General features: G+C 61.1%; 23 protein-coding genes. 13 read left to right on the top strand and 10 right to left on the bottom strand.

From position 1 onward, the window contains the following. Window positions 1-66: 66 nt before the first annotated feature. The 5 genes from ACW4TB_RS18150 (at window position 67) to trpE (ending at window position 5,352) form a co-directional block, all read left to right on the top strand. Entirely contained in the window at window positions 67-1,314 is a 1,248-nt protein-coding gene (locus ACW4TB_RS18150) for an ABC transporter permease (RefSeq protein ID WP_012316550.1), read from the top strand. Between the two features lie 26 nt (window positions 1,315-1,340). Then, a complete protein-coding gene (locus ACW4TB_RS18145) occupies window positions 1,341-2,153 on the top strand; it encodes an ABC transporter permease (RefSeq protein ID WP_455843045.1) in 813 nt (270 codons plus the stop codon). A gap of 160 nt (window positions 2,154-2,313) precedes the next feature. Further along, on the top strand, window positions 2,314-2,988 hold the full coding sequence (gene rpe / locus ACW4TB_RS18140; protein ID WP_012316548.1) for a ribulose-phosphate 3-epimerase: 675 nt from the start codon (window positions 2,314-2,316) through the stop codon (window positions 2,986-2,988). Continuing rightward, window positions 2,985-3,803, top strand: coding sequence for a phosphoglycolate phosphatase (locus ACW4TB_RS18135; RefSeq protein ID WP_012316547.1), 819 nt, complete (start codon window positions 2,985-2,987; stop codon window positions 3,801-3,803). The genes rpe and ACW4TB_RS18135 overlap by 4 nt, the downstream gene beginning before the upstream one ends. 67 nt (window positions 3,804-3,870) lie before the next feature. Beyond that, window positions 3,871-5,352: an anthranilate synthase component I gene (gene trpE, locus ACW4TB_RS18130; protein ID WP_279933705.1), complete on the top strand. Its 1,482-nt coding sequence runs from the start codon at window positions 3,871-3,873 to the stop codon at window positions 5,350-5,352. Between the two features lie 36 nt (window positions 5,353-5,388). Here the strand turns inward: trpE and estP are convergent, their stop codons facing one another. Next, the gene (estP, locus tag ACW4TB_RS18125) at window positions 5,389-7,278 is read right to left on the bottom strand and encodes an esterase EstP (protein ID WP_279933704.1); all 1,890 of its coding nucleotides are present in this window, start codon (window positions 7,276-7,278) and stop codon (window positions 5,389-5,391) included. Between the two features lie 373 nt (window positions 7,279-7,651). Here estP and ACW4TB_RS18120 point away from each other — a divergent pair, with 373 nt between their 5' ends. Genes ACW4TB_RS18120 through ACW4TB_RS18105 form a run of 4 tightly spaced genes read left to right on the top strand, consistent with a single transcriptional unit; the run spans window position 7,652 to window position 10,884 of the window. Continuing rightward, complete coding sequence (locus ACW4TB_RS18120; protein WP_279933703.1) at window positions 7,652-8,245, top strand: aminodeoxychorismate/anthranilate synthase component II; 594 nt, start codon at window positions 7,652-7,654, stop codon at window positions 8,243-8,245. A gap of 9 nt (window positions 8,246-8,254) precedes the next feature. Then, entirely contained in the window at window positions 8,255-9,304 is a 1,050-nt protein-coding gene (gene trpD / locus ACW4TB_RS18115; RefSeq protein ID WP_012316543.1) for an anthranilate phosphoribosyltransferase, read from the top strand. Further along, window positions 9,301-10,134, top strand: coding sequence for an indole-3-glycerol phosphate synthase TrpC (gene trpC, locus ACW4TB_RS18110; RefSeq protein ID WP_012316542.1), 834 nt, complete (start codon window positions 9,301-9,303; stop codon window positions 10,132-10,134). The genes trpD and trpC overlap by 4 nt, the downstream gene beginning before the upstream one ends. A 45-nt stretch (window positions 10,135-10,179) precedes the next feature. Then, window positions 10,180-10,884: a lipoate--protein ligase family protein gene (locus ACW4TB_RS18105; protein ID WP_012316541.1), complete on the top strand. Its 705-nt coding sequence runs from the start codon at window positions 10,180-10,182 to the stop codon at window positions 10,882-10,884. On the opposite strand, the gene crp is transcribed toward ACW4TB_RS18105, so the two are convergent. Beyond that, window positions 10,881-11,525 (bottom strand): cAMP-activated global transcriptional regulator CRP, encoded by a 645-nt coding sequence (gene crp / locus ACW4TB_RS18100; protein ID WP_012316540.1) that lies wholly within the window; start codon window positions 11,523-11,525, stop codon window positions 10,881-10,883. The genes ACW4TB_RS18105 and crp overlap by 4 nt on opposite strands. A 191-nt stretch (window positions 11,526-11,716) precedes the next feature. On the opposite strand from crp, the gene ACW4TB_RS18095 reads away from it, so the two are divergent. Beyond that, window positions 11,717-12,139, top strand: coding sequence for an OsmC family protein (locus ACW4TB_RS18095; protein WP_004376171.1), 423 nt, complete (start codon window positions 11,717-11,719; stop codon window positions 12,137-12,139). Window positions 12,140-12,173: 34 nt separating this feature from the next. Here the strand turns inward: ACW4TB_RS18095 and ACW4TB_RS18090 are convergent, their stop codons facing one another. The 6 genes from ACW4TB_RS18090 to hemJ form a co-directional block, all read right to left on the bottom strand. Continuing rightward, on the bottom strand, window positions 12,174-13,214 hold the full coding sequence (locus ACW4TB_RS18090; protein WP_254466667.1) for a DUF2157 domain-containing protein: 1,041 nt from the start codon (window positions 13,212-13,214) through the stop codon (window positions 12,174-12,176). Window positions 13,215-13,224: 10 nt separating this feature from the next. Continuing rightward, window positions 13,225-13,872 carry a 2-polyprenyl-3-methyl-6-methoxy-1,4-benzoquinone monooxygenase gene (coq7, locus tag ACW4TB_RS18085; RefSeq protein WP_012316538.1) on the bottom strand — a complete coding sequence of 216 codons (648 nt, stop codon included), beginning with the start codon at window positions 13,870-13,872 and terminating at the stop codon, window positions 13,225-13,227. 66 nt (window positions 13,873-13,938) lie between these two features. Next, complete coding sequence (locus ACW4TB_RS18080; RefSeq protein ID WP_012316537.1) at window positions 13,939-14,277, bottom strand: histidine triad nucleotide-binding protein; 339 nt, start codon at window positions 14,275-14,277, stop codon at window positions 13,939-13,941. A 65-nt stretch (window positions 14,278-14,342) separates the two neighbouring features. Further along, on the bottom strand, window positions 14,343-15,125 hold the full coding sequence (locus ACW4TB_RS18075; protein WP_279933702.1) for an SDR family NAD(P)-dependent oxidoreductase: 783 nt from the start codon (window positions 15,123-15,125) through the stop codon (window positions 14,343-14,345). Window positions 15,126-15,192: 67 nt separating this feature from the next. Then, window positions 15,193-16,149 (bottom strand): NAD(P)H-dependent flavin oxidoreductase, encoded by a 957-nt coding sequence (locus ACW4TB_RS18070; RefSeq protein WP_279933701.1) that lies wholly within the window; start codon window positions 16,147-16,149, stop codon window positions 15,193-15,195. Window positions 16,150-16,179: 30 nt separating this feature from the next. Further along, window positions 16,180-16,605: a protoporphyrinogen oxidase HemJ gene (hemJ, locus tag ACW4TB_RS18065; protein ID WP_012316534.1), complete on the bottom strand. Its 426-nt coding sequence runs from the start codon at window positions 16,603-16,605 to the stop codon at window positions 16,180-16,182. A gap of 142 nt (window positions 16,606-16,747) precedes the next feature. Here hemJ and argC point away from each other — a divergent pair, with 142 nt between their 5' ends. Beyond that, the gene (gene argC, locus ACW4TB_RS18060) at window positions 16,748-17,782 is read left to right on the top strand and encodes an N-acetyl-gamma-glutamyl-phosphate reductase (RefSeq protein WP_012316533.1); all 1,035 of its coding nucleotides are present in this window, start codon (window positions 16,748-16,750) and stop codon (window positions 17,780-17,782) included. A gap of 146 nt (window positions 17,783-17,928) precedes the next feature. Continuing rightward, a complete protein-coding gene (gene erpA / locus ACW4TB_RS18055; RefSeq protein ID WP_028633511.1) occupies window positions 17,929-18,279 on the top strand; it encodes an iron-sulfur cluster insertion protein ErpA in 351 nt (116 codons plus the stop codon). 58 nt (window positions 18,280-18,337) lie between these two features. Here erpA and ACW4TB_RS18050 read toward each other — a convergent pair whose 3' ends face one another. Both ACW4TB_RS18050 and ACW4TB_RS18045 read right to left on the bottom strand, forming a co-directional pair. Further along, window positions 18,338-19,429 carry an anhydro-N-acetylmuramic acid kinase gene (locus ACW4TB_RS18050; RefSeq protein ID WP_042111800.1) on the bottom strand — a complete coding sequence of 364 codons (1,092 nt, stop codon included), beginning with the start codon at window positions 19,427-19,429 and terminating at the stop codon, window positions 18,338-18,340. A gap of 3 nt (window positions 19,430-19,432) precedes the next feature. Then, the gene (locus tag ACW4TB_RS18045; RefSeq protein WP_012316530.1) at window positions 19,433-20,851 is read right to left on the bottom strand and encodes a peptidoglycan DD-metalloendopeptidase family protein; all 1,419 of its coding nucleotides are present in this window, start codon (window positions 20,849-20,851) and stop codon (window positions 19,433-19,435) included. A gap of 217 nt (window positions 20,852-21,068) precedes the next feature. Between ACW4TB_RS18045 and tyrS the strand changes: the two genes are divergently transcribed. Continuing rightward, complete coding sequence (gene tyrS / locus ACW4TB_RS18040) at window positions 21,069-22,268, top strand: tyrosine--tRNA ligase (RefSeq protein ID WP_279933700.1); 1,200 nt, start codon at window positions 21,069-21,071, stop codon at window positions 22,266-22,268. Window positions 22,269-22,450 lie beyond the last annotated feature (182 nt).

Genomic DNA, 22,450 nt, shown 5'->3' with positions numbered 1-22,450 from the left:
ACGCCTCGAAGGAGCGCCGGCCCGCTGGCTGGCGCTCCCTGTTCCCCTGTTTTTGCGGAGTTCGCCATGGCCATCGCAGTGCCCCTCACCGAAGGCGCAGGTCCAAGTCTCAAGCAGCGCCTCAAGCACGCCGAGCGGGTCAACCGCTGGAAGGCGCAGGCGCTCATCGCGCCGCTGGCGCTGTTTCTCCTGCTGGTGTTCCTGGTGCCCATCGCGGCGCTGTTGTTCAAGAGCGTTGACAACCCGGAAGTGGTCGGCGGCCTGCCGCGCACGGTCCAGGCTGTGTCGCAGTGGGACGGCAAGAGCCTGCCCGGCGAGGAGGTTTACAAGGCCCTGAGCCAGGACCTGGCCGAATCGCGCAAGAACCAGACCTTGGGCGACCTGTCCAAACGCCTGAACATGGAGCTGGCCGGCTACCGCAGCCTGCTCTCCAAAACCGCTCGGGCGCTGCCGTTCAAGGCCGAACCTGCTTCTTACAAAGAGGCATTGCAGGCCCTAGATGAACGTTGGGGGGACCCGGCGTACTGGCAGGCTATCCGCCGCAACACCAGCAGCGTGACTTCCTATTACCTGCTGGCATCGGTCGACCACCGTATTGATGACCTTGGCGAGGTGGCCAAGGCCACCCCCGACCAGGCTATCTACCTGGATATCTTTGCCCGCACCCTGTGGATGGGTGTGGTGATCACGGCAATCTGCCTGGTGCTGGCGTATCCGCTGGCTTACCTGCTGGCCAACCTGCCAACTCGCCAGAGCAACTTGTTGATGATCCTGGTGTTGCTGCCATTCTGGACCTCGATACTGGTTCGGGTGGCGGCGTGGATCGTGCTGCTGCAGTCAGGCGGCTTGATCAACAGCGCCCTTATGGCAATAGGCATCATTGATCAGCCGCTGGAGCTGGTGTTCAACCGCACTGGCGTTTACATCTCGATGGTTCACATCCTCCTGCCGTTCATGATCCTGCCGCTATACAGCGTGATGAAAGGCATTTCGCCGAGCTACATGCGTGCAGCGATCTCCTTGGGTTGCCACCCGTTCGCCAGCTTCTGGCGGGTGTACTTCCCGCAGACCTATGCGGGAGTAGGCGCCGGTTGCCTGCTGGTGTTCATCCTGGCCATCGGTTACTACATCACCCCGGCACTGCTCGGCAGCCCGAACGACCAGATGGTCAGCTACTTCGTGGCCTTCTATACCAACACCAGCATCAACTGGGGCATGGCTACCGCGCTGGGCGGGCTGTTGCTGCTGGCGACCGTGCTGCTGTACCTGATCTATAGCTGGCTGGTCGGTGCCAGCCGCCTGCGCCTGAGCTGAGGAGCCTAGTGATGCTTAGCCCATACATGTCGCCCGTGGAGCGGGTGTGGTTCTACAGCCTGCGTATCCTTTGCGGCCTGATATTGCTGTTTCTGGTGTTGCCGGTACTGGTGATCGTGCCGCTGTCGTTCAACAGTGGCAGCTTCCTGGTGTACCCACTGCAAGGCTTCTCACTGCAGTGGTACCACGATTTCTTCGCCTCGGCCGAGTGGATGCGCGCCCTGAGGAACAGCGTCATCGTCGCCCCGGCGGCCACGCTGCTGGCCATGGTGTTCGGTACGCTGGCAGCGATCGGGCTTACCCGCGCCGACTTTCCGGGCAAGTCGCTGGTCATGGCGCTGGTGATTTCGCCGATGGTGGTGCCGGTGGTGATCATTGGTGTAGCCAGCTACCTGTTCTTTGCCCCGTTGGGGATGGGTAACAGCTTCATTTCGCTGATCCTGGTGCACGCGGTGCTGGGTGTGCCGTTCGTCATCATCACCGTTTCGGCGACCTTGCAAGGCTTCAATTACAACCTGGTGCGTGCGGCTGCCAGCCTGGGGGCCTCACCGGTGGTTGCGTTTCGCAGGGTCACCTTGCCGCTGATCGCTCCCGGGGTGATCTCGGGGGCGCTGTTCGCCTTCGCGACCTCGTTCGATGAGGTGGTGGTGACGCTGTTCCTCGCCGGGCCAGAACAGGCCACTCTGCCGCGGCAGATGTTCAGCGGCATTCGCGAGAACCTGAGCCCGACGATTGCAGCGGCGGCGACCTTGCTGATCGGTTTTTCGGTGGTGCTGCTGCTGACCCTGGAGTGGCTGCGCGGGCGCAGTGAGAAGCTTAGGACTCAGCAGCCTGCCTGAGTCATGTCCCCGGTATCGGCCTTTTCACAGGCAAGCCCGCGAAAAGGCCGATACCGGGGAGGGGGGCGACACCCCGTCGCCACGGATTGATGCCAATCAGCCCCTATCCGGTTCCCTGAGTTACAATGCGCGCCACCTAGATTCTGCCAACAGGTGCGCCATGCAGCCCTACGCTATTGCCCCCTCCATTCTCTCCGCCGATTTCGCCCGTTTGGGCGAGGACGTCGACAAGGTGCTGGCCGCTGGTGCCGACATCGTCCACTTCGACGTGATGGACAACCACTACGTACCCAACCTGACCATTGGCCCGATGGTCTGCACCGCCTTGCGCAAGTATGGTGTGACCGCGCCGATCGATGTGCATCTGATGGTCAGCCCTGTAGACCGCATCATCGGTGACTTCATCGAAGCCGGTGCCAGCTACATCACCTTCCACCCGGAGGCATCGCAGCACATCGACCGCTCGCTGCAGCTGATCCGTGACGGTGGCTGCAAGGCCGGCTTGGTGTTCAACCCGGCTACCAGCCTGGACGCGCTGAAGTACGTGATGGACAAGGTCGACATGGTGCTGCTGATGAGCGTCAACCCAGGCTTTGGCGGACAGAAGTTCATCCCTGGCACCTTGGACAAACTGCGCGAAGCCCGTGCGCTGATCGACGCCAGTGGCCGTGATATCCGCCTGGAAATCGACGGTGGGGTCAACGTCAACAATATCCGTGAGATCGCTGCCGCTGGCGCTGACACCTTTGTCGCCGGCTCGGCGATCTTCAACGCGCCGGATTATCAGGAAGTGATCGCCAAGATGCGCGCCGAACTGGCTCAGGCCCGCCCATGAGCGGCTTCGAGCAGCTGTTCCCCGGGACGCTGCCCAGGCTGGTGATGTTCGATCTGGACGGTACCCTGATCGATTCAGTCCCCGACCTGGCCGCAGCCGTTGACCGCATGCTGCTCGAACTTGGCCGTCCGGCCGCCGGCCTTGACGCCGTGCGGCACTGGGTCGGCAACGGCGCACCGGTGCTGGTGCGCCGCGCACTTGCCGGCGGCCTGGACCACGCGACCGTAGACGATGAGCTGGCCGAGCGCGGCCTTGCACTGTTCATGGAGGCGTACGCCGAAAGCCATGATCTAACGGTTGTATACCCTGGTGTGCACGACACCTTGCGCTGGCTGCGCAAGCAGGGCGTGGAGATGGCGCTGATCACCAACAAGCCTGAACGCTTCGTCGCACCGTTGCTCGACCAGATGAAGATCGGCCGTTATTTCCGCTGGATCATCGGCGGCGATACCCTGCCACAGAAGAAGCCCGACCCTGCTGCGTTGCTGTTCGTCATGAAAATGGCCGGCGTGAAGCCCGGCCAGGCGCTGTTTGTGGGGGACTCGCGCAGTGATGTGCTGGCGGCCAAGGCTGCCGGCGTGCAGTGCGTTGGGCTGAGCTATGGCTATAACCACGGCCGGCCGATCGATGAGGAAGCGCCCAGCCTGGTCATAGGCGACCTGCGCCTGCTGCTACCTGGTTGCGTAGTCACCGACACTGGGATAACGTTGGCGGACCTTCAAGCCTCACAAGACAGAGAGCCCACCGTGGTGGTTACCGGCAAATTCTGGATGAAAGTCATCAAGGCCCTGGCCCGTTGGCGTTGGCGCGCCTGACTTCTGCCCGCCGGCCTTTGCCGGCCCGTCCGTTTGCCCGACTCTCATTGTTGCTCCGAGGCTACTCATGACCCGCGAAGAATTCCTGCGCCTGGCCGCTGCCGGCTACAACCGCATCCCCTTGGCCTGTGAAACCCTGGCCGACTTCGATACCCCGCTTTCTATCTACCTGAAGCTGGCCGACCAGGCCAACTCGTACCTGCTCGAGTCGGTGCAGGGCGGTGAGAAGTGGGGGCGTTATTCGATGATCGGCCTGCCGTCGCGCACGGTGATGCGTGTGCATGGCTATCACGTGAGCATCCTGCACGATGGCGTGCAGGTCGAAAGCCATGATGTCGAAGACCCGCTGGCATTCGTCGAAACCTTCAAGGACCGCTACAAGGTTGCTGACATTGCCGGTCTGCCGCGTTTCAACGGTGGCCTGGTCGGCTACTTTGGCTATGACTGTGTGCGCTACGTGGAAAAGCGCCTGGGCGCTTGCCCCAATCCTGACCCGTTGGGCGTGCCGGACATCCTGCTGATGGTTTCGGATGCCGTGGTGGTGTTCGACAACCTGGCCGGCAAGATGCATGCGATCGTACTGGTCGACCCGTCCGAGGAGCAGGCTTTCGAGCAAGGCCAGGCGCGCCTGCAAGGCCTGCTGGCCAAGCTGCGCGAACCCATCACGCCGCGACGCGGCCTGGACCTGAGCGGCCCCATGGCGGCAGAGCCGGCGTTCCGCTCCTCCTTTACCCAGGAGGATTACGAGCGCGCTGTGGACACCGTGAAGGAGTACATCCTGGCCGGTGACTGCATGCAAGTGGTGCCGTCCCAACGCATGTCGATCGACTTCCAGGCAGCGCCCATAGACTTGTACCGTGCGCTGCGCTGCTTCAACCCGACGCCGTACATGTACTTCTTCAACTTCGGGGACTTCCACGTTGTCGGCAGCTCGCCGGAAGTACTGGTGCGGGTGGAAGACAACCTGGTCACCGTACGCCCGATTGCCGGTACCCGTCCAAGGGGGGCCAACGAGGAGGCCGACCGGGCGCTGGAAGATGACCTGCTGTCGGACGACAAGGAAATCGCCGAGCACCTGATGCTCATCGACCTGGGCCGCAACGATGTGGGGCGTGTGTCCTCCACCGGTAGCGTGCGCCTGACCGAAAAGATGGTGATCGAGCGCTACTCCAATGTAATGCACATCGTTTCCAACGTTACCGGGCAACTGGCCGAGGGCTTGACCGCGATGGATGCACTGCGGGCGATTCTGCCGGCGGGTACCTTATCGGGTGCACCGAAGATCCGCGCGATGGAGATCATCGACGAACTGGAGCCGGTCAAGCGTGGCGTCTACGGTGGTGCAGTGGGCTACTTTGCCTGGAATGGCAACATGGATACCGCGATTGCCATTCGCACGGCAGTGATCAAGGACGGCGAGCTGCATGTGCAGGCCGGTGGCGGCATCGTCGCCGACTCGGTGCCGGCGCTGGAGTGGGAAGAAACCATCAACAAGCGCCGGGCGATGTTCCGTGCGGTGGCGTTGGCTGAGCAACGTCCTGCCGAGTGATTCACAGGCGTGGGGCCGCATGGCGGCCCCGTTCTGTTAAAAGTCGACGCTGACGCCCAGGCTTATGCCTTGCTGGGTCAACTCATCGCTCTTGCGCCAGTTGTAGTTCCCGCGCAGTTGCACCCCCGCTGCGAGCTCATGGCTCAGCCCAAGGCTGGCGCGTGTCAGATTGCTCTGCGGTGTGTACCCGGTTAGCGTGAAGTCATTGGCTGGCAGTGTCGTCAGGTGCATCGTCACATCCTGTTGGTCATCCTCGAACTCATGCTCCTGCGCCACCTCGGCAAACAGCCTGGTGTTGGCCAGTACCTGCACGCTGCCCTGCAACCCTAGACCCAAACGACGCGAAGTGCGTTCCTGGTCATCGAAGCCCAGTGCCGTCGAACGTCCGCTCTTCTCGTCATAACCGTCCACCTTCACCCGCGCGTAGTCGGCGCTGATGAACGGCGCCAGCTGCCAGCGACTGCTATCGGCTGCCAGGTTGTATCCCAGTCGGCCGGTCACAGCCCAGGCTTCGCCGTCAGTATCACCTTTCTCACTTCGGTCATTCACGCCCAGGGCGAAGGAGCGCTTGAGGTCCTGGTAATCCAGGTGCCCAGCACTCAGCGCTGCGTCGGCCCACCAGCGGTCCTTACGAAACTGGGCGAAGGCACTGGCCAGGTAGCTGTCCAGCTTGTAGTCCGAGTCTTGTTCTCCTGCCTCCAGTTTCTGGCGATAGATACCGCCGGCAAGCCCTACGCGCCAGGTGTCGTTGAGCCGGTAGCTGCCACCCAGCGTGAGGTTGTAGCCGCGCCCGTCAGCGTCGGCAGAAGTACGCCCCCCGTCGAGGTCCAGATCTTGCGCACCGGTGGCAACGAAGGCCTGCCATTGGCCAGCCGCTTGCCAGGGTGCCTGCCATTGATTACGTAGTTCGTCCTGATGCGCACGCAGGCTGGCGTGGGCCATTTCCGGCAGCAGCGTCAGCTCCCAGGGTGCGGAAAGGATCGAGTAGCCGTAGTCGGCAATCAGTTGCTGGCCGGCGATGGTCGGGTGTACCGAGTCGTTGAACAGCAGCTTGGTGGGGTCGGGTGTGGTGCCATTGATGCCGTACAGTGGGTTTTCCACGCAACTGTTGCCGCTGTAGCAGGTGCCGACCAGATTCTGCCCGCTGGCCAGGCCGAATTGCGTCGGGCTGGCCAGTGCTTCGTTCAGCAGTACGGGAATGTTCAGTGGAATGATTTCGGCATCGATCTGGCCCAGTTGGCTGACCAGTGACTGGTTGAACACGCTGGACAGTTGCGACAGGGCGTTTTGCTGCGGGGTGCCACTGAAGTTCGGCGTCTGGCCGAGGTCGGGTAGCAGCCAGACCATGATGTAGCGGGCGCCACCTTGTTGCAGGGCCTGGGCGCTGGCTGCCAGGCGCGATCCCGCAGCGGCGGCATCGGCAGGGCTGCTCACCAGGCCTTGCAGGAAGTCGTTGCCGCCACCGGTCAGGTAGTAGAGGGCATTGGGGTCTGCGCGCAAGCCATTGGCCAGATAGCCGGGCTTGTCGCGTAGTACCAGGCCGGCAAAAGGTTGGCCTGGCGGAATGACTGTCTCGGAAGTGGTGGTGATCGAATCCAGGATCTGCTGCGTGGTGTAGCCGCCAACGGCCCAGTTGTTGCCGTCGGGGCGTATTCCGAATGATGTGGATGGGTTGAGCTCATCCGGATTCACACCCAGGCGTGCGCCGAGGATCATCGGCGAGACAGGTGCAAAGTTGCCATTCTCATCACGGTTGGTAAAGCGCATGCCGGCAGTACCGCCGGTCAGGTCAGGAAATTGCCCGGCATCGCTGAGGCTGTCGCCGAAGACGATCATTGTCGAGTAAGGCGAGGGGGCTGCGAAAGCCTGGCTGCAGGCGAGCGCCAACGTAGCCAAGGTAAAACGTAGCAAAGGTGCTTTTCGCATCTGGGAACATCCTTTTCATTGTTTTTATGAGGACAACCCGATCGACCTTAGCAAATCGCAGGGCATGCCTTCCAAGTCCATTCGTTTCCCGTATTTACGGGCATATTGCGCCCGCCGCGCCGGTAGGCTACTGTGCCTGCAAGTATGAGCGAGACCTATCCCGTGTTGATCGTCAGCAAACTCTTGATGCGCGTTATCAAGGCCCACGCCCGTTGGCGTTGGCGCGCCTGACTTTATCTCTTGCCGGCCTGTCCGGCCCGCCCCCGTTTGCCTTCCTGTCCGTTTCCGAGCGCCCCTAGTGGCAACGCCGTGTCTGTTTTTGGTGTAGGAAGGTTCGACTTTTAAAGTCAGTAGATTCTAGAGGTTTAGCCCGATGTTACTGATGATCGACAATTACGACTCATTCACTTACAACGTCGTTCAGTACCTTGGCGAGTTGGGTGCCGAGGTCAAAGTCATTCGCAACGACGAAATCACCGTTGCCCAGATAGAAGCCCTCAACCCTGAGCGCATCGTCGTCTCCCCTGGCCCTTGCACGCCGAGCGAAGCCGGTGTGTCCATCGAGGCCATTTTGCATTTTGCCGGCAAGCTGCCGATCCTTGGAGTTTGCCTGGGCCACCAATCAATCGGCCAGGCGTTTGGTGGCGATGTAGTGCGTGCCCGCCAGGTCATGCACGGCAAGACCAGCCCGGTATATCACCGCGACCTGGGCGTCTTCGCCGGCCTCAACAATCCGCTCACCGTAACCCGCTACCATTCCCTGGTGGTCAAGTGCGAGACCCTGCCAGAGTGCCTGGAAGTGACTGCCTGGACTGCACATGACGATGGTTCGGTCGACGAGATCATGGGCCTGCGCCACAAGACACTGAATATAGAAGGGGTGCAGTTCCACCCTGAGTCCATCCTGACCGAGCAGGGCCACGAGCTGTTCGCCAACTTCCTCAAGCAGACCGGCGGCCGCCGCTAAGGACCGAGCATGGATATCAAGAGCGCGTTGAGCCGTATTGTCGGCCACCTGGACCTTTCCACCGAAGAAATGCGCGATGTGATGCGCCAGATCATGACCGGCCAGTGCAGCGAGGCGCAGATCGGCGCCTTCCTGATGGGCATGCGCATGAAGAGCGAGAGCATCGACGAGATCGTTGGCGCGGTTTCGGTCATGCGTGAGCTGGCTGACAAGGTCGAGCTGAAAAGCCTTGATGGCGTAGTCGATATCGTCGGCACGGGCGGTGATGGCGCCAACATCTTCAACGTTTCCACCGCTTCTTCTTTCGTCCTTGCGGCGGCGGGTTGCACCGTGGCCAAACATGGCAATCGCGCGGTTTCCGGCAAGAGCGGCAGTGCGGACCTGCTGGAAGCTGCGGGCATCTACCTGAACCTGACGCCCACGCAAGTGGGGCGTTGCATTGACAGCCTCGGCATCGGCTTCATGTTCGCCCAAAGCCATCACTCCGCCATGAAACATGCCGCAGGCCCGCGCCGCGACCTGGGCCTGCGTACCCTGTTCAACATGCTCGGCCCGCTTACGAATCCGGCTGGAGTAAAACACCAGGTGGTCGGTGTATTTAGCCAGGCCTTGTGCCGCCCGCTGGCGGAAGTGCTGCAACGCCTGGGCAGCAAGCATGTGCTGGTCGTGCATTCCAAGGATGGCCTGGATGAGTTCAGCCTGGCCGCGCCTACCTTTGTCGCCGAACTGAAGAACGACCAGATCAGCGAATACTGGGTCGAGCCTGAAGACCTTGGCATGAAGAGCCAGAGCCTGCATGGCCTGGCAGTCGAAAACCCACAGGCATCGCTGGAGTTGATCCGTGATGCACTGGGCCGGCGCAAGACCGAGAATGGCCAGAAGGCTGCCGAGATGATAGTGCTCAACGCGGGCGCTGCGTTGTACGCCGCTGATCACGCCATGAGTCTGAAGGCTGGTGTGGATCTGGCCCACGATGTGCTGCACACCGGGCTGGCTTGGGAAAAGCTGCAGGAGCTGGGTGCCTTTACAGCGGTATTCAAGGTGGAGAACGAAGCATGAGTGTCCCGACGGTGCTGGAAAGGATAGTTGCCCGCAAGTTCCAGGAAGTGGCTGAGCGCAGCGCGCGCGTCAGCCTCGCCGAAATGGAGCACCTGGCCAAGGGGGCGGATGCCCCGCGCGGGTTTGCTAATGCCCTGATCGAGCAAGCCAAGCGCAAGCAGCCAGCGGTGATCGCCGAAATCAAGAAGGCCTCGCCGAGCAAGGGTGTCATCCGCGAGAACTTCGTGCCGTCGGAAATTGCCGTCAGTTACGAAAAGGGCGGGGCGACTTGCCTGTCGGTGCTGACCGACGTGGACTACTTCCAGGGTGCTGATGAGTATCTGCAACAGGCACGCGCCGCCGTTTCGCTGCCGGTGATCCGCAAGGATTTCATGGTCGACCCTTATCAGATCATCGAAGCACGCGCCTTGGGCGCAGACTGCGTGCTGCTGATCGTGTCGGCGCTCGACGACGTCAAGATGGCCGAGTTGGCCGCTACCGCCAAGGAAGTCGGTCTCGACGTGCTGGTCGAGGTACATGACGGTGACGAGTTGGAGCGTGCGTTGAAAACGCTTGATACCCCGCTGGTGGGTGTCAACAACCGTAACCTGCATACCTTCGAAGTTAGCCTGGAAACCACTCTCGACCTTTTACCGCGCATCCCCCGCGATCGCCTGGCCATCACCGAGAGTGGCATTCTCAACCGTGCCGATGTCGAGTTGATGGAAATCAATGACGTTTATTCGTTCCTGGTGGGCGAGGCGTTCATGCGGGCCGAGCAGCCGGGGTTGGAACTGCAGCGGTTGTTCTTCCCTGAACAGGTGAAGAAGACTGTTCAGCAACTGGACTAAGCAACGTTGAAGCCGGCAATCGCCGGCTTTATCGAAGGTGGATCAATGACCGATCAACCCCTGGCCCTCACCGTCGAGCAGGGTCTGCACGCCGAGCAAGATCTTTTGGCTTCGGTCTGCCGTGGCGAAACCGAAAGTGGTGTGCTTTTCTGGCGCCCGACAGATCATGCGCTGGTCATGCCTCGGCGCATGAGCCGCCTGGACAACTTCGAGACAGCCTGCTCGGAATTGGCGATCGCTGGCTGGCCAGTGCTGCTGCGAGAAACCGGTGGTGAGCCGGTACCTCAGTCGAATTCGACAGTGAATGTGGCGCTGGTGTATGTCGCTCCGCGCAGCGAAGGCGACCATGGCCGCATCGAGAACGCGTATGAACGCCTCTGTCTGCCGTTGTGCGATGTGCTGCGCGAATGGGGCGGCGTGGCTTCGGTGGGCGAGATCGACGGGGCCTTCTGCGACGGCCGCTACAATGTCAACCTCAATGGCCGCAAGCTGGTGGGGACTGCCCAGCGCTGGCGCCAGGGGCTGGGTGGAAAACGGCCGGTGGTGCTGGTGCATGGTGCGTTGTTGCTGGACAACGAGCGCGAGTCGATGGTCGCGGCGGTCAACCGTTTCAATGAATGTTGCGGGCTCGAGCAGCGCTGCCGGGCTGACAGCCATATTGCCCTGCACGAAGTGGCGCCCGCAGTACCGTGGTTCGAGCGCCTTTCGCAGGCTTACAGGGAAGTACTTGCAGCGCTGCCCAAGGATTAACGGGTACCGTAAACCACCATGGTCTTGCCCTTGACCTGAACCAGGCTGCGTTCCTCGAGGTCCTTGAGCACGCGGCCGACCATTTCCCGCGAGCAACCGACGATACGGCCAATTTCCTGGCGGGTGATCTTGATTTGCATGCCGTCCGGGTGGGTCATGGCGTCTGGCTGCTTGCACAGGTCCAGCAGGCAACGGGCGACTCGGCCAGTAACATCGAAGAACGCCAGGTCGCCCACCTTGCGCGTGGTGTTGCGCAGGCGCTGGGCCATCTGGCTGCCGAGGGAGTAAAGAATATCCGGGTCCTGGCGGGCCAGGTCGCGAAACTTGTCATAACTGACCTCCGCTACCTCGCACTCTGTCTTGGCGCGCACCCAGGCGCTGCGCTGCTGATCGCTGCCGGCGGGTTCGAACAAACCCAGCTCGCCGAAGAAATCGCCACTGTTGAGGTAGGCGATGATCATCTCGTGGCCTTCGTCATCCTCAATGAGGATAGTGACTGAACCCTTGATGATGAACGACAGCGTTTCGGCCCGGTCACCAGCACAGATGATATTACTCTTTGCAGTGTAGCGGCGGCGCTGGCAGTGCATCAGCAGCTTGTCGATGTTCTTGATCTTGGCGGGTAGGGCTGAGGCAACCATCACGAAATCCTGTTCGATACGACCCATAGGCTCTGGTGGGGAGTTGGCTAACGCGACGCGTCAGTCAATTGGCGCCAGCTTATCAGACACTGAAGGATGTTTCGGCACAAATGCCAAACGTGTGGAGCTTTTCCGACAGCCACACAACGCTTAAGCTGACACCCTTTTGCGAAATTTAGGAGTACGGACAGATGAAGGCACGCATCCAATGGGCCGGTGAAGCGATGTTCCTTGGCGAATCGGGGAGTGGCCATGTCGTGGTGATGGATGGTCCGCCGGAGGCGGGTGGCCGCAACCTGGGCGTGCGCCCGATGGAAATGCTTCTGCTCGGCCTAGGCGGCTGCAGCAGCTTCGACGTAGTGAGCATCTTGAAGAAATCGCGCCAAGCGGTGGAAAGCTGCGAAGCCTTCCTGGAGGCCGAGCGCGCTAGCGAAGACCCGAAGGTGTTTACCAAGATTCATATGAACTTCGTGGTCAAAGGGCGCGGGCTTAAAGAGGCTCAGGTCAAGCGTGCGGTGGAGCTGTCGGCAGAGAAATATTGCTCGGCGTCGATCATGCTGGAGCGCGCGGGTGTGGAAATCACCCATGGCTACGAGATCGTTGAGCTGGGTTGAGACTTTTGGGCCGCAATGCGGCCCCCGACGGTGTTCAGTTGCGCAAGGCTGGAAGAGCGACCACCAACCAACGGGGTACGCAGCGCCTAAATGACTGGCTGAGGTGCTCCCGGCGCTTCTGATAACCCAGCCCCAGCCCGATTACCCCTAGCCCGATCAAGGTCACCACAACCGGGAACAGTAGCGAATCGGCAAACACCTCGTAAGACAGGTAGCCAAGATAAGCCGCCACCCCCAGCGCCCCGAATACCATGAACACCGGCCGACGCAACAGCACCGCAACGCTCATCAAACCCAGGTTGATCAGGCAATACAACGCCTTACCCAGCTCGCTGTCGCTTTCGATCATCGTCAGCCCACCCCAGAACGCTGCCAGCCCGGCCAGGTAACCCCAGTGGGCGTAATCCTCACGCGTGCGCCCGTCGACCACCAGAAACACCAGCAGTAGCCCGAGCCCGAACCACAGCGAAACCGTGCGCCGCTGTTCCCAGCTGAAGGGTGAGCCGAACACCCACTCGGTAAGGTCCATCGACATGAACCATAAGGCTATGGCAATCGGCATCACAATGAACGGGTAGGGGATCAGGCGCAGCATGAGCAAACCGGCGACCACCGTGGCCGCCTCCATCAACAGCCATCCACCCTGCACATAGGTGTAGTACTGGTGATAGTCCGTTTGCCGATCATCCAGTGGCCACCAGCCGGCCAGGCGTTCGATGGCAAAGACAGCCAAGGGCACGATGCTTACCGCAACCGCCGCCAGGACGCCAGATGCGATGGGTTGCTGGCGTTTTTGCAGGTTGAGGGCGAACAAGGTGAGAAGACCGATGTAAAGGACGGCGATGGCCAGCAGCGCCCAGTCACCGATTCGCATCCAGGCTTCGGTCAACAGCCAGCCCATCGCCCCCATGATCAGCATTGCGCCGAAATAGAACGCGACGTGCGCCAGCTGGAAACTGCCACGAGCTGCTGGCTGCTGGAGCAGGAAGTCCAGCAGGGCCTTGTCCTGGCCAGGCTGGAGAACTCCTGCTTGTACGGCGCGCGCCAGGTCCTTGGCGTCGATACGGTCCGTCATTGGCGTGCCCCTAGATGCGGTAAGTGCTCTTGGTCATGACCTTGGCCAGCATGCTCATACCGAAACGTACCGGCGCGGGAAAGCGATAGCCACCTGCTTCAAGGGCCGAGTCGGCGTGTTGCTCTTCGTCAACGCGCATCTGCTCGAGAATGGCACGGGACTTTTCGTCCTCATGGGGGATCTGCTCCAGGTGTTCGTCGAGGTGTTTGCACACCTGATGCTCTGTGGCGGCGACGAAGCCCAGGCTGACCTTGTCGCTGACCATGCCGGCGAGCGCGCCGATGCCGAACGACATGCCGTAGAACAGCGGATTGAGCACGCTGGGGTGGCTGCCCAGCTGACGGATGCGCTGTTCGCACCAGGCCAGATGGTCGATTTCTTCCTCCGCCGCATGCTCCATCGCCTTGCGCACCTGGGGCAACTTGGCGGTCAGGGCCTGGCCCTGGTACAGCGCCTGGGCGCAGACCTCGCCGGTATGGTTGATGCGCATGAGCCCGGCAATGTGGCGGGTCTGGCTTTCGTCGAGTTCGACGTCGGGCTGGACAATGGCCGGGGACGGCCGGGAGGGTTGGCCGCTGAAGGGCAGCAAGGTGCGCATGGCGGTATCGGCCTGCAGCAACAAGCGGTCGAGCGGCGAATAGTGACGTTCGGTAGCCATCGGGCACCTCCGCTGAAGTGATGCCCGACAGTTTACCTCAATCGCCCGGGGTGGGCTTGCCTTGGGTCAGCCCGGTGGCCAGTGCATCTGACGCTGGCCGAGCACGTGCATGTGGATGTGGTAGACGGTCTGGCCACCTTGCTCGTTACAGTTCATGACCACGCGGAAGCCATCCTCGCAGCCAAGCTCCTTGGCCAGGCGCTGGGCGGTGAACAGGATATGGCCGGCCAGGCCCTTGTCCTCTTCGGTCAGGTCATTGAGCGTACGGATGTGTTTTTTCGGGATGACCAGAAAATGCACCGGCGCCTGAGGCGCGATGTCGTGGAAGGCCAGAACCTGGTCGTCCTCGTAGATGATCTTCGCCGGGATTTCCCGGTTGATGATCTTGATGAATAAATCGTCCACAGCACTTGCTCCATGGTGAGGGTCCTGGCCGAGTGTACTTAGCCAGGCGCCGCTCGCCCAGTGGGCTATTCCATTCCGACCGGGCAGTAACGGCGGTGGATGAAGCCTGCAAGCTTGCGAGCCAACCAGCGGGGCAACAGGCGCGGGGCGAATGCCAGCCAGCGGTTGCGGCGAACCGGAATGATCAGCGCCCGGTTTTTCGCCAATGCGCGCACGGTATACAGCGCCACCTCTTCGGGGCTGAGGCAGCGGCTGCTGCCTTCGAGCCTTGGAATACGGCGGCGCGAAGAGCGCACCGGACCGGGGCAAAGGACCGAAACCTTGATGCCCGTGGGCTTGAGCTCTTCGCGCAGGGCTTCGGTGAAATGCATCACATAGGTCTTGCTGGCGGCATAGGTGGCCATCCGGGGGCCTGGCGCTACGGCGGCCAGGCCGGCGACATTGAGGATCTGCCCGCCTCCCTGTACTGCCATGAGGTTACCGATGGCATGGCACAGGCGGCTCATGGCGAGAATGTTCACTTCCAGCAGGTCCTGCTCGTCCGCCCACTCGTGGGCCAGAAACGGGCCATAGGTACGTTGGCCGGCGCAGTTGACCAACAGGTCGATGCGCCGCTCGCCCTCTTCCAGCTCGAGTACGAAACCGGACAGGCGCAGCGGCTGGCTGAGGTCGCAGGCGCGTAGCAGTACTTCGACGCCGAAGCGCTGGGTCAGCTCGATGGCTACCGGTTCAAGGGTTTCGCGGTGGCGTGCCACCAGGATCAGATTGCGCCCGCGCCGCGCCAGAGCTTCCGCCAGGGCCAGGCCCAGGCCGCTGGAAGCACCAGTGATCATGGCGTAACGGGTCATGCAAGGCTCCTGAGGGCTAAAGAGGGCGCCTAGTGTACAGCGTGGCCAGGCCAGGTGTTGCCTTTTGCTACAAGGCCTTGGCGCGTAACGCCTGGCTGCGCTCCAGGGCTGCTCTGTATTCGCCGTGCAGGCGCTCGATCAGTGCGGCGGCGCCGGGCAAGTCATGGATTTCTCCGACGCCTTGCCCGGCAGACCATACTGTCTTCCAGGCCTTGGCTTCATCATCGATCGGCTTGAGTTTGCCCTGCTCCTGGCCGGCCTTCAGTGCGGCCATGTCATACCCGGCCTGTTCAAGGCTCTGGCGCAAAAAGCTTGCCGGTATGCCGGAAACCGCTGGGGTATGGACGATATCCGCTGCATGCGCGCCGAGCAGCATCTGTTTATACGCCTCTTGGGCATGGCTCTCCCGGGTGGCAATAAAGCGAGTACCCATGTAGGCCAGGTCCGCGCCAAGCAACTGGGCGGCGAGTATTTCATGGCCGTGGTTGATGCAGCCGGCCAATAGCAGTGTCTTGTCGAAAAACTGGCGGATTTCTGCCGCAAGGGCGAACGGGCTCCAGGTGCCAGCATGCCCGCCTGCACCTGCCGCCACCGCGATCAGGCCATCGACGCCGGCCTGTGCAGCTTTCTCAGCGTGACGCCGGGTGGTCACATCATGGAACACCAGGCCGCCATAGGCGTGTACGGCATCGACGACTTCCTTCACCGCGCCAAGACTGGTGATGACTATAGGCACCTGATGCTCGACACACAGGGCAAGGTCAGCCTGCAGGCGCGGGTTGGATGGGTGGACGATAAGATTGACCGCATAAGGGGCTGGCGCCTGCAGCTGCCCAAGGCCCGCTTCGATCTCCTCGAGCCAGCCCTTGAAACCGGCACTGTCGCGCTGGTTCAGGGCGGGGAAACTGCCGACCACGCCGTTGCCGCAGCAGGCCAGGACCAGCTGGGGATTGGAGATCAGGAACATCGGCGCCGCCACCACGGGCAAGCGCAGGCGTTGTTCGAGCGAAGCAGGCAAGGACATGGGCAAGGCTCCTGTACAGTGCGATTATCGTCAGAACGGTTTGACCACCACAAGAATCACGATGCCCAGCAGGAACAGCACGGGTACCTCGTTGAACCAGCGGTAGTAAACGTGGCTGCGGGTGTTGGCACCGGTGGCAAAGCGTTTGCGCTGGGCGCCGCACATGTGATGGTAGCCGGTGAGCAGGATCACCAGTGTCAGCTTGGCGTGCAGCCAGCCCTGGCTCAGCCAGCCCGGCGTGAGATAGAGCATCCAGGCGCCGAACACATAGGTGGCAATCATCGCCGGGTTCATGATGCCGCGGTACAGCTTGCGCTCCATGGTCACGAAGCGCTCCTGGCTGATGCTGTCCTGGCTTTGCGCGTGGTAGACGAACAGCCGGGGCAGGTAGAACAGGCCGGCGAACCAGCAGACTACGCTGACGATGTGCAGCGCTTTTATCCATAGGTAAAGCATGGAGAGAGTTCCTTCAGGTATTCACGGTCGTCAGATAGTAGAGGCCAAGCGCCCGAAGGGTCACCCGAAGAGTTGTTACAGGCGCCTTGCGCCCCTATCATCGTGCGCTTTCCAGACGGCTCGTTGATAAGGGGCAAGCGTTATGATCAAGGTCGGTATCGTCGGCGGCACGGGTTACACCGGCGTCGAACTGTTGCGTCTGCTGGCACAGCATCCACAGGCCGAGGTGGCGGTCATCACTTCGCGTTCCGAGGCGGGCGTAGCGGTCGCCGACATGTATCCGAACCTGCGCGGTCACTATGATGGTCTGGCTTTCAGCGTGCCGGACAGCAAGGCTCTGTCAGCTTGCGACGTGGTCTTCTTCGCCACCCCGCACGGTGTCGCCCACGCCTTGGCCGGCGAGTTGCTGGCTGCCGGGACCAAGGTCATTGACCTGTCCGCCGACTTCCGCTTGCAGGACGCTGCCGAGTGGGCGAAATGGTACGGGCAGCCGCACGGCGCGCCGGAGTTGCTGAAGGATGCGGTCTACGGCCTGCCTGAAGTCAACCGTGAGAAAATTCGCCTGGCGCGCCTGATCGCCGTGCCAGGCTGCTACCCGACTGCTACCCAGTTGGGCTTCCTGCCGCTGCTCGAAGCTGGCCTGGCCGACCCGTCGCGCCTGATCGCCGATTGCAAGTCGGGTGTCAGTGGCGCCGGCCGTGGTGCCGCCGTGGGTTCGCTGTTCTGTGAGGCTGGCGAGAGCATGAAGGCCTACGCGGTCAAGGGCCACCGTCACCTGCCGGAAATCAGCCAAGGCCTGCGCTTGGCTGCGGGGACGGACATCGGCCTGACCTTCGTGCCGCATCTGACCCCGATGATCCGCGGTATTCACTCGACCCTGTACGCGACGGTGGCCGATAAGTCGGTCGACTTGCAGGCACTGTTCGAGAAGCGCTACGCGGACGAGCCGTTCGTCGATGTGATGCCAGCGGGCAGCCACCCGGAAACCCGTAGCGTTCGCGGTGCAAATGTCTGCCGTATTGCCGTTCATCGTCCGCAAGGTGGTGACCTGGTGGTGGTTCTGTCTGTCATTGACAACCTGGTCAAGGGCGCATCCGGCCAGGCGGTGCAGAACCTGAACATCCTGTTCGGCCTGGACGAGCGCATGGGCCTGTCCCATGCCGGCCTGCTGCCCTGACAGCAGCGACAAGCTGCAAGTGAGCGTATTGCGTTCAGCTTGTAGCTTGTCACTTGCTGCTTACGTATTGTTGACCGATTTTCTCGGAGAAGCGGATAATGCGCCTCATCGAGTTTTATGGCGGCTACTGCGCCGGGAGAATCAACATGAGCGTCGAAACCTTCACCCCTACGGCTTTGGAATTCACTCACGGCGCCGCGCAAAAGGTGAAGACCCTCGTATCCGAGGAGGGCAATGATCGTCTGAAGCTGCGGGTTTTCGTGACTGGTGGCGGCTGCTCGGGTTTCCAGTACGGTTTCACCTTCGACGAAGATGTGGCCGAAGATGACACCATCGTCGAGCGCGAAGGTGTATCCCTGGTGGTTGATCCTATGAGCTTCCAGTATCTGGCGGGCGCGGAGGTGGATTACCAGGAAGGCCTTGAGGGTTCACGCTTCGTGATCAAGAACCCGAATGCCGCTACCACCTGTGGCTGCGGCTCTTCCTTCTCGATCTGAAGCCCGGTAGTACAAAAGCGCCGCGCATTTGCGCGGCGTTTTCGTTGCGGCTGCAAGGTCAGGCCGGGTATATCGCGCCGAGAACCCGCAGCCCTTTCGCTGCCGTCACACTGGGGCGGTTGGCGGCGATGCGTTCCAGGCAGCAGTGAGCCAGCCAGGCAAATGCCATGCCCTCGACCCAGTCGGGGTCTACGCCATATGCTTGGGTGCTGGTGACCCGGGCATCGGGTAGTAGCGCGTCAAGGCGAGCCATCAATGCACCGTTGCGCGCACCGCCGCCACACACAAGCAGTGCTTCTGTGCCTTGCTGTGCATCGCGCAAGGACTCGATGATGCTGCGCGCCGTCAGCTCAAGCAGCGTGGCCTGGACATCTTCGTCACGATAACGGGGCATGCAAGCGAGATGGCCATCCAGCCAAGACAGGTTGAACACTTCGCGGCCAGTACTCTTCGGGCCGCTGCCGGCGAAGAAAGGGTCACTCAGCAACGCGTTCAGCAAATCGGTCTGGACCACTCCACTGGCCGCCCAGGCTCCGTCGGCGTCATAAGCCTGGCCGCGTTTACGCTCGATCCAGGCATCCAGTAGCACATTGCCGGGGCCGCAGTCGAAGCCGTGGACCGGCTTGTCGTGCTCGATCAGGCTGAGATTGCTGAAGCCGCCTACGTTGAGCACTGCCAGCCGCTGGCCAAGACGGCCGAACAGGGTTTCATGAAACGCTGGCACCAAAGGAGCGCCTTGGCCGCCAGCAGCCACATCGCGCCGGCGGAAGTCGGCTACTACTGTGATTCCGGTAAGCTCGGCGAGCAATGCCGGGTTGCCGATCTGCACGGTAAATCCTCGGGCAGGCTCGTGGCGGATGGTCTGGCCATGGCTACCGATGGCGCGAATGGCATCAGCCTGCAGCCCCTGCTTTTGCAGCAACTGCTGTATACCTTCTGCGGCCAGGCTGGCCCAGCGGTTTTCCGCCAACGCGGCACGTGCGATTTCGTCAGGGCCGCTGGCGCACAGGGCAAGCAGTTGCTGGCGCAGCTCGGCGGGCATTGGCAGGTAGTGGGTGGCGAGCAGCTCCAGCTGCTCGCCTTGTTCTATCAGGGCAATGTCCAGGCCGTCGAGGCTGGTGCCAGACATTACTCCTAGGTAGAGCGCCATAGATCAGCGCTTGTTCGCTGCGAGCATGGTGGCCTTTTCCTGATCCATGCGCGCGATCAGTGGCTTGCTCTGCTGCAAGAACCGCTGGCGTTCAGCCTTGGCGATCGGGTCTGACATCGGTACTTTCTGGCTCAGCGGATCGACGTGGACGCCGTTGACCTGGAACTCGTAGTGCAGGTGCGGGCCTGTAGACAGGCCGGTGGTACCGATATAGCCGATAATCTGCCCCTGTTTCACGCTGCTGCCGGTCTTGATGCCTTTGGCGAAGCCCTGCATGTGCCCGTAGAGGGTCTTGTATCTGTTGCCGTGGGCGATGATCACTGTGTTGCCGTACCCACCGCGACGGCCGGCCAGCTCGATGCGACCGTCACCGGCCGCCTTGATCGGTGTCCCGCGTGGTGCGGCATAGTCGACGCCCTTGTGCGCGCGGATCTTGTTCAGAATCGGGTGCTTGCGGCCAGCGGAAAACCGCGAGCTGATACGGGCAAAGTCCACAGGGGTACGGATAAACGCCTTGCGCAGGCTGTTGCCGTCGGCTGTGTAGTAGCTGGTGTTGCCCTGCTTGTTGGTGTAGCGCACCGCAGTGTAGGTCTTGCCGCGGTTGGTGAAGCGGGCGGACAGGATGTTGCCAGTACCAATCACCTTGCCATCCATGACCTTCTGCTCGTAGACCACGTCGAATTCGTCACCCTGACGGATGTCCTGTGCGAAATCGATGTCGTAGCCCAGTACCTTGGCCATGTCCATGGTCAGACTGTGTGACAGGCCGGCACGCTGGGCCGAGGCAGACAGCGAGCTTTTGATCACGCCATGGGCGTAGGCAGTGCGTACCACCGGCTTGCTGATTTCACGGTCGAAACTGTAGCCCTTGGCGGTCTTTGTCAGGCGGATGGTCTCGAGGGTACTGACCTTGCTTTGCAGGCTGGCCAGTTGGCCGTCGTTGTCGAGCTCGAATTGCAGTACCTGGCCATGCTTGAGTTGGCTGAACTGCTTGGCCTGCTTGCTGCTGGCCAGCAGGTCGTGCACCGCATTGGCTGGCAGACCGACTTTCGCGAACAGGGTGGACAATGTATCGCCTCGCGCCACCGTGACTTCGCGATGCCCAGGCTCCTTGGCCTCTGGTTGTTGCTCTAGGGGCGGAAGCTCTTGAGTAGCTTGTTCGGTTTTGGAATCGGCACCTTCGATCTGTGCGAACGGCGAGCCTTGATCGGCTTCGGTCTGCACCAGCGGCGCGGCGCCGGACTCATCCTTCAGTTGCTCTGACGGGCTTTCCAGCTCGAGGCTGAGGGTGGTCTTCTTGGCTTCGACTTCGCTGGATGGGAATACCAGCAGAGCCAGGCTGAGCAGGGCGGCTATGCCGCTGGCGGCCAGCAGATGGCTTTTCGGATAAAGCGGTGGCGCTTTAGGCGTTTCGTCGGTCATAGGTAAGGTGACTTTTTGAAGAAAAGTGAATATGGAAAAGATGAATGACATGATGAAGATGAAATAACTGTATAAAATATAACCAAATCCAATTTCACGCAAGGGCGCGTAGACGCCGCGAGGCTGCGGTCAGGTCACATTCCGTTGCGAAACTTGTATTTGATGGCCGATCTTGTATGGTTGGCTCCCCTTGAATCTGAGCCTTGCGGGTCTGTCTATGAAGTCGGTTGAAGAGCAGCTGGCGCTTATCAAGCGCGGTGCGGAAGAAGTGTTGGTCGAGTCGGAACTGGTGGAGAAGCTCAAGCGTGGCCAGCCTCTGCGTATCAAGGCAGGTTTCGATCCGACCGCGCCTGACCTGCACCTAGGGCACACCGTGCTGATCAACAAGCTGCGTCAGTTCCAGGAGCTTGGTCATCAGGTCGTCTTCCTGATCGGCGACTTCACCGGAATGATCGGTGATCCGAGCGGCAAAAGTGCGACTCGTCCGCCGCTGACCCGTGAGCAGGTGCTGGATAATGCCGAGACGTACAAGCAGCAGGTGTTCAAGATTCTCGACCCGGCCAAGACCGAGGTCGCGTTCAACTCCACCTGGATGGACAAGCTGACACCTGCTGACTTCATCCGCCTCGCGTCGCAGTACACGGTGGCGCGCATGCTTGAGCGCGACGATTTCGACAAGCGCTATACCACCAATCAGCCGATCGCCATTCATGAGTTCCTTTACCCGCTGGTGCAGGGGTATGACTCGGTAGCTCTCAAGGCTGATGTGGAGCTGGGTGGTACCGACCAGAAGTTCAACTTGCTGATGGGGCGCGAGCTGCAGCGCGCTTACGGGCAGGAAGCGCAGTGCATCGTGACCATGCCGCTGCTCGAAGGGCTGGACGGCGTGAAGAAAATGTCCAAGTCGCTGGGCAACTATGTAGGTATCCAGGAAGCGCCTGGTGTGATGTACAGCAAGCTGGTGTCGATCCCGGACACGCTGATGTGGCGTTACTTCGAGTTGCTGAGTTTCCGTTCCATGGATGAGATCGAGCAGTTCCGTGCCGATGTCGCCAATGGTGCGAACCCGCGCGACATCAAGATCAAGCTGGCGGAAGAAATCGTTGCGCGTTTCCATGGTGAAGAAGCGGCTGCCAATGCCCATCGCGCGGCGGGTAATCGCATGAAAGAGGGTGAGTTGCCAGAAGATCTTCCCGAGATTGAGGTGACCGCTGCTGAAGACTTGCCGATCGCTGCTGTACTGAACCGTGCTGGCCTGGTGAAGAACTCGGCGATGGCGCGCGACCTGCTCAATGGTGGTGCGGTCAAGGTTGATGGTGTTGTGGTTGAGCGTGACTTTATGTTTGCGCTTGGCGCCACTCATGTGTGCCAGGCGGGCAAGAAGGCGTTTGCCCGGGTCAAGCTCAAGGCAGAGTGAGTGTCTGGCGGCGTAGCTATATATAGAAGCGGGGAGGTCGTCAGGCCTCCCCGCTTTGCTTTTCAGCGATAGTGGGGTTTATTGGAAATAAGCCTTGACGGGCGTTCGAATCCCCTTATAATGCGCCCCACTTCCAGCGTAGTCGGAACGAGAAACTCCTTGAAATTCAACGAGTTGCTTAA

The organism is Lelliottia jeotgali, from assembly GCF_977070485.1.
The sequence above is the reverse complement of the archived record's forward strand: the minus strand, read 5'-3'. Positions and strand labels throughout refer to the sequence as shown.

Bases quoted from the DNA above. Each gene is read 5' to 3' on its own strand.
- ACW4TB_RS18050 (WP_042111800.1), bottom strand. From the start codon at position 19,429: ATGGCGCTCTACCTAGGAGTAATGTCTGGCACCAGCCTCGACGGCCTG.
- coq7 (WP_012316538.1), bottom strand. From the start codon at position 13,872: ATGGCTACCGAACGTCACTATTCGCCGCTCGACCGCTTGTTGCTGCAG.
- erpA (WP_028633511.1), top strand. From the start codon at position 17,929: ATGAGCGTCGAAACCTTCACCCCTACGGCTTTGGAATTCACTCACGGC.
- rpe (WP_012316548.1), top strand. From the start codon at position 2,314: ATGCAGCCCTACGCTATTGCCCCCTCCATTCTCTCCGCCGATTTCGCC.
- ACW4TB_RS18070 (WP_279933701.1), bottom strand. From the start codon at position 16,149: ATGTCCTTGCCTGCTTCGCTCGAACAACGCCTGCGCTTGCCCGTGGTG.
- ACW4TB_RS18135 (WP_012316547.1), top strand. From the start codon at position 2,985: ATGAGCGGCTTCGAGCAGCTGTTCCCCGGGACGCTGCCCAGGCTGGTG.
- trpC (WP_012316542.1), top strand. From the start codon at position 9,301: ATGAGTGTCCCGACGGTGCTGGAAAGGATAGTTGCCCGCAAGTTCCAG.
- argC (WP_012316533.1), top strand. From the start codon at position 16,748: ATGATCAAGGTCGGTATCGTCGGCGGCACGGGTTACACCGGCGTCGAA.
- hemJ (WP_012316534.1), bottom strand. From the start codon at position 16,605: ATGCTTTACCTATGGATAAAAGCGCTGCACATCGTCAGCGTAGTCTGC.
- ACW4TB_RS18150 (WP_012316550.1), top strand. From the start codon at position 67: ATGGCCATCGCAGTGCCCCTCACCGAAGGCGCAGGTCCAAGTCTCAAG.
- trpE (WP_279933705.1), top strand. From the start codon at position 3,871: ATGACCCGCGAAGAATTCCTGCGCCTGGCCGCTGCCGGCTACAACCGC.
- trpD (WP_012316543.1), top strand. From the start codon at position 8,255: ATGGATATCAAGAGCGCGTTGAGCCGTATTGTCGGCCACCTGGACCTT.
- ACW4TB_RS18105 (WP_012316541.1), top strand. From the start codon at position 10,180: ATGACCGATCAACCCCTGGCCCTCACCGTCGAGCAGGGTCTGCACGCC.
- ACW4TB_RS18045 (WP_012316530.1), bottom strand. From the start codon at position 20,851: ATGACCGACGAAACGCCTAAAGCGCCACCGCTTTATCCGAAAAGCCAT.
- estP (WP_279933704.1), bottom strand. From the start codon at position 7,278: ATGCGAAAAGCACCTTTGCTACGTTTTACCTTGGCTACGTTGGCGCTC.
- ACW4TB_RS18120 (WP_279933703.1), top strand. From the start codon at position 7,652: ATGTTACTGATGATCGACAATTACGACTCATTCACTTACAACGTCGTT.
- ACW4TB_RS18095 (WP_004376171.1), top strand. From the start codon at position 11,717: ATGAAGGCACGCATCCAATGGGCCGGTGAAGCGATGTTCCTTGGCGAA.
- ACW4TB_RS18090 (WP_254466667.1), bottom strand. From the start codon at position 13,214: ATGACGGACCGTATCGACGCCAAGGACCTGGCGCGCGCCGTACAAGCA.
- ACW4TB_RS18075 (WP_279933702.1), bottom strand. From the start codon at position 15,125: ATGACCCGTTACGCCATGATCACTGGTGCTTCCAGCGGCCTGGGCCTG.
- crp (WP_012316540.1), bottom strand. From the start codon at position 11,525: ATGGTTGCCTCAGCCCTACCCGCCAAGATCAAGAACATCGACAAGCTG.
- ACW4TB_RS18145 (WP_455843045.1), top strand. From the start codon at position 1,341: ATGTCGCCCGTGGAGCGGGTGTGGTTCTACAGCCTGCGTATCCTTTGC.
- tyrS (WP_279933700.1), top strand. From the start codon at position 21,069: ATGAAGTCGGTTGAAGAGCAGCTGGCGCTTATCAAGCGCGGTGCGGAA.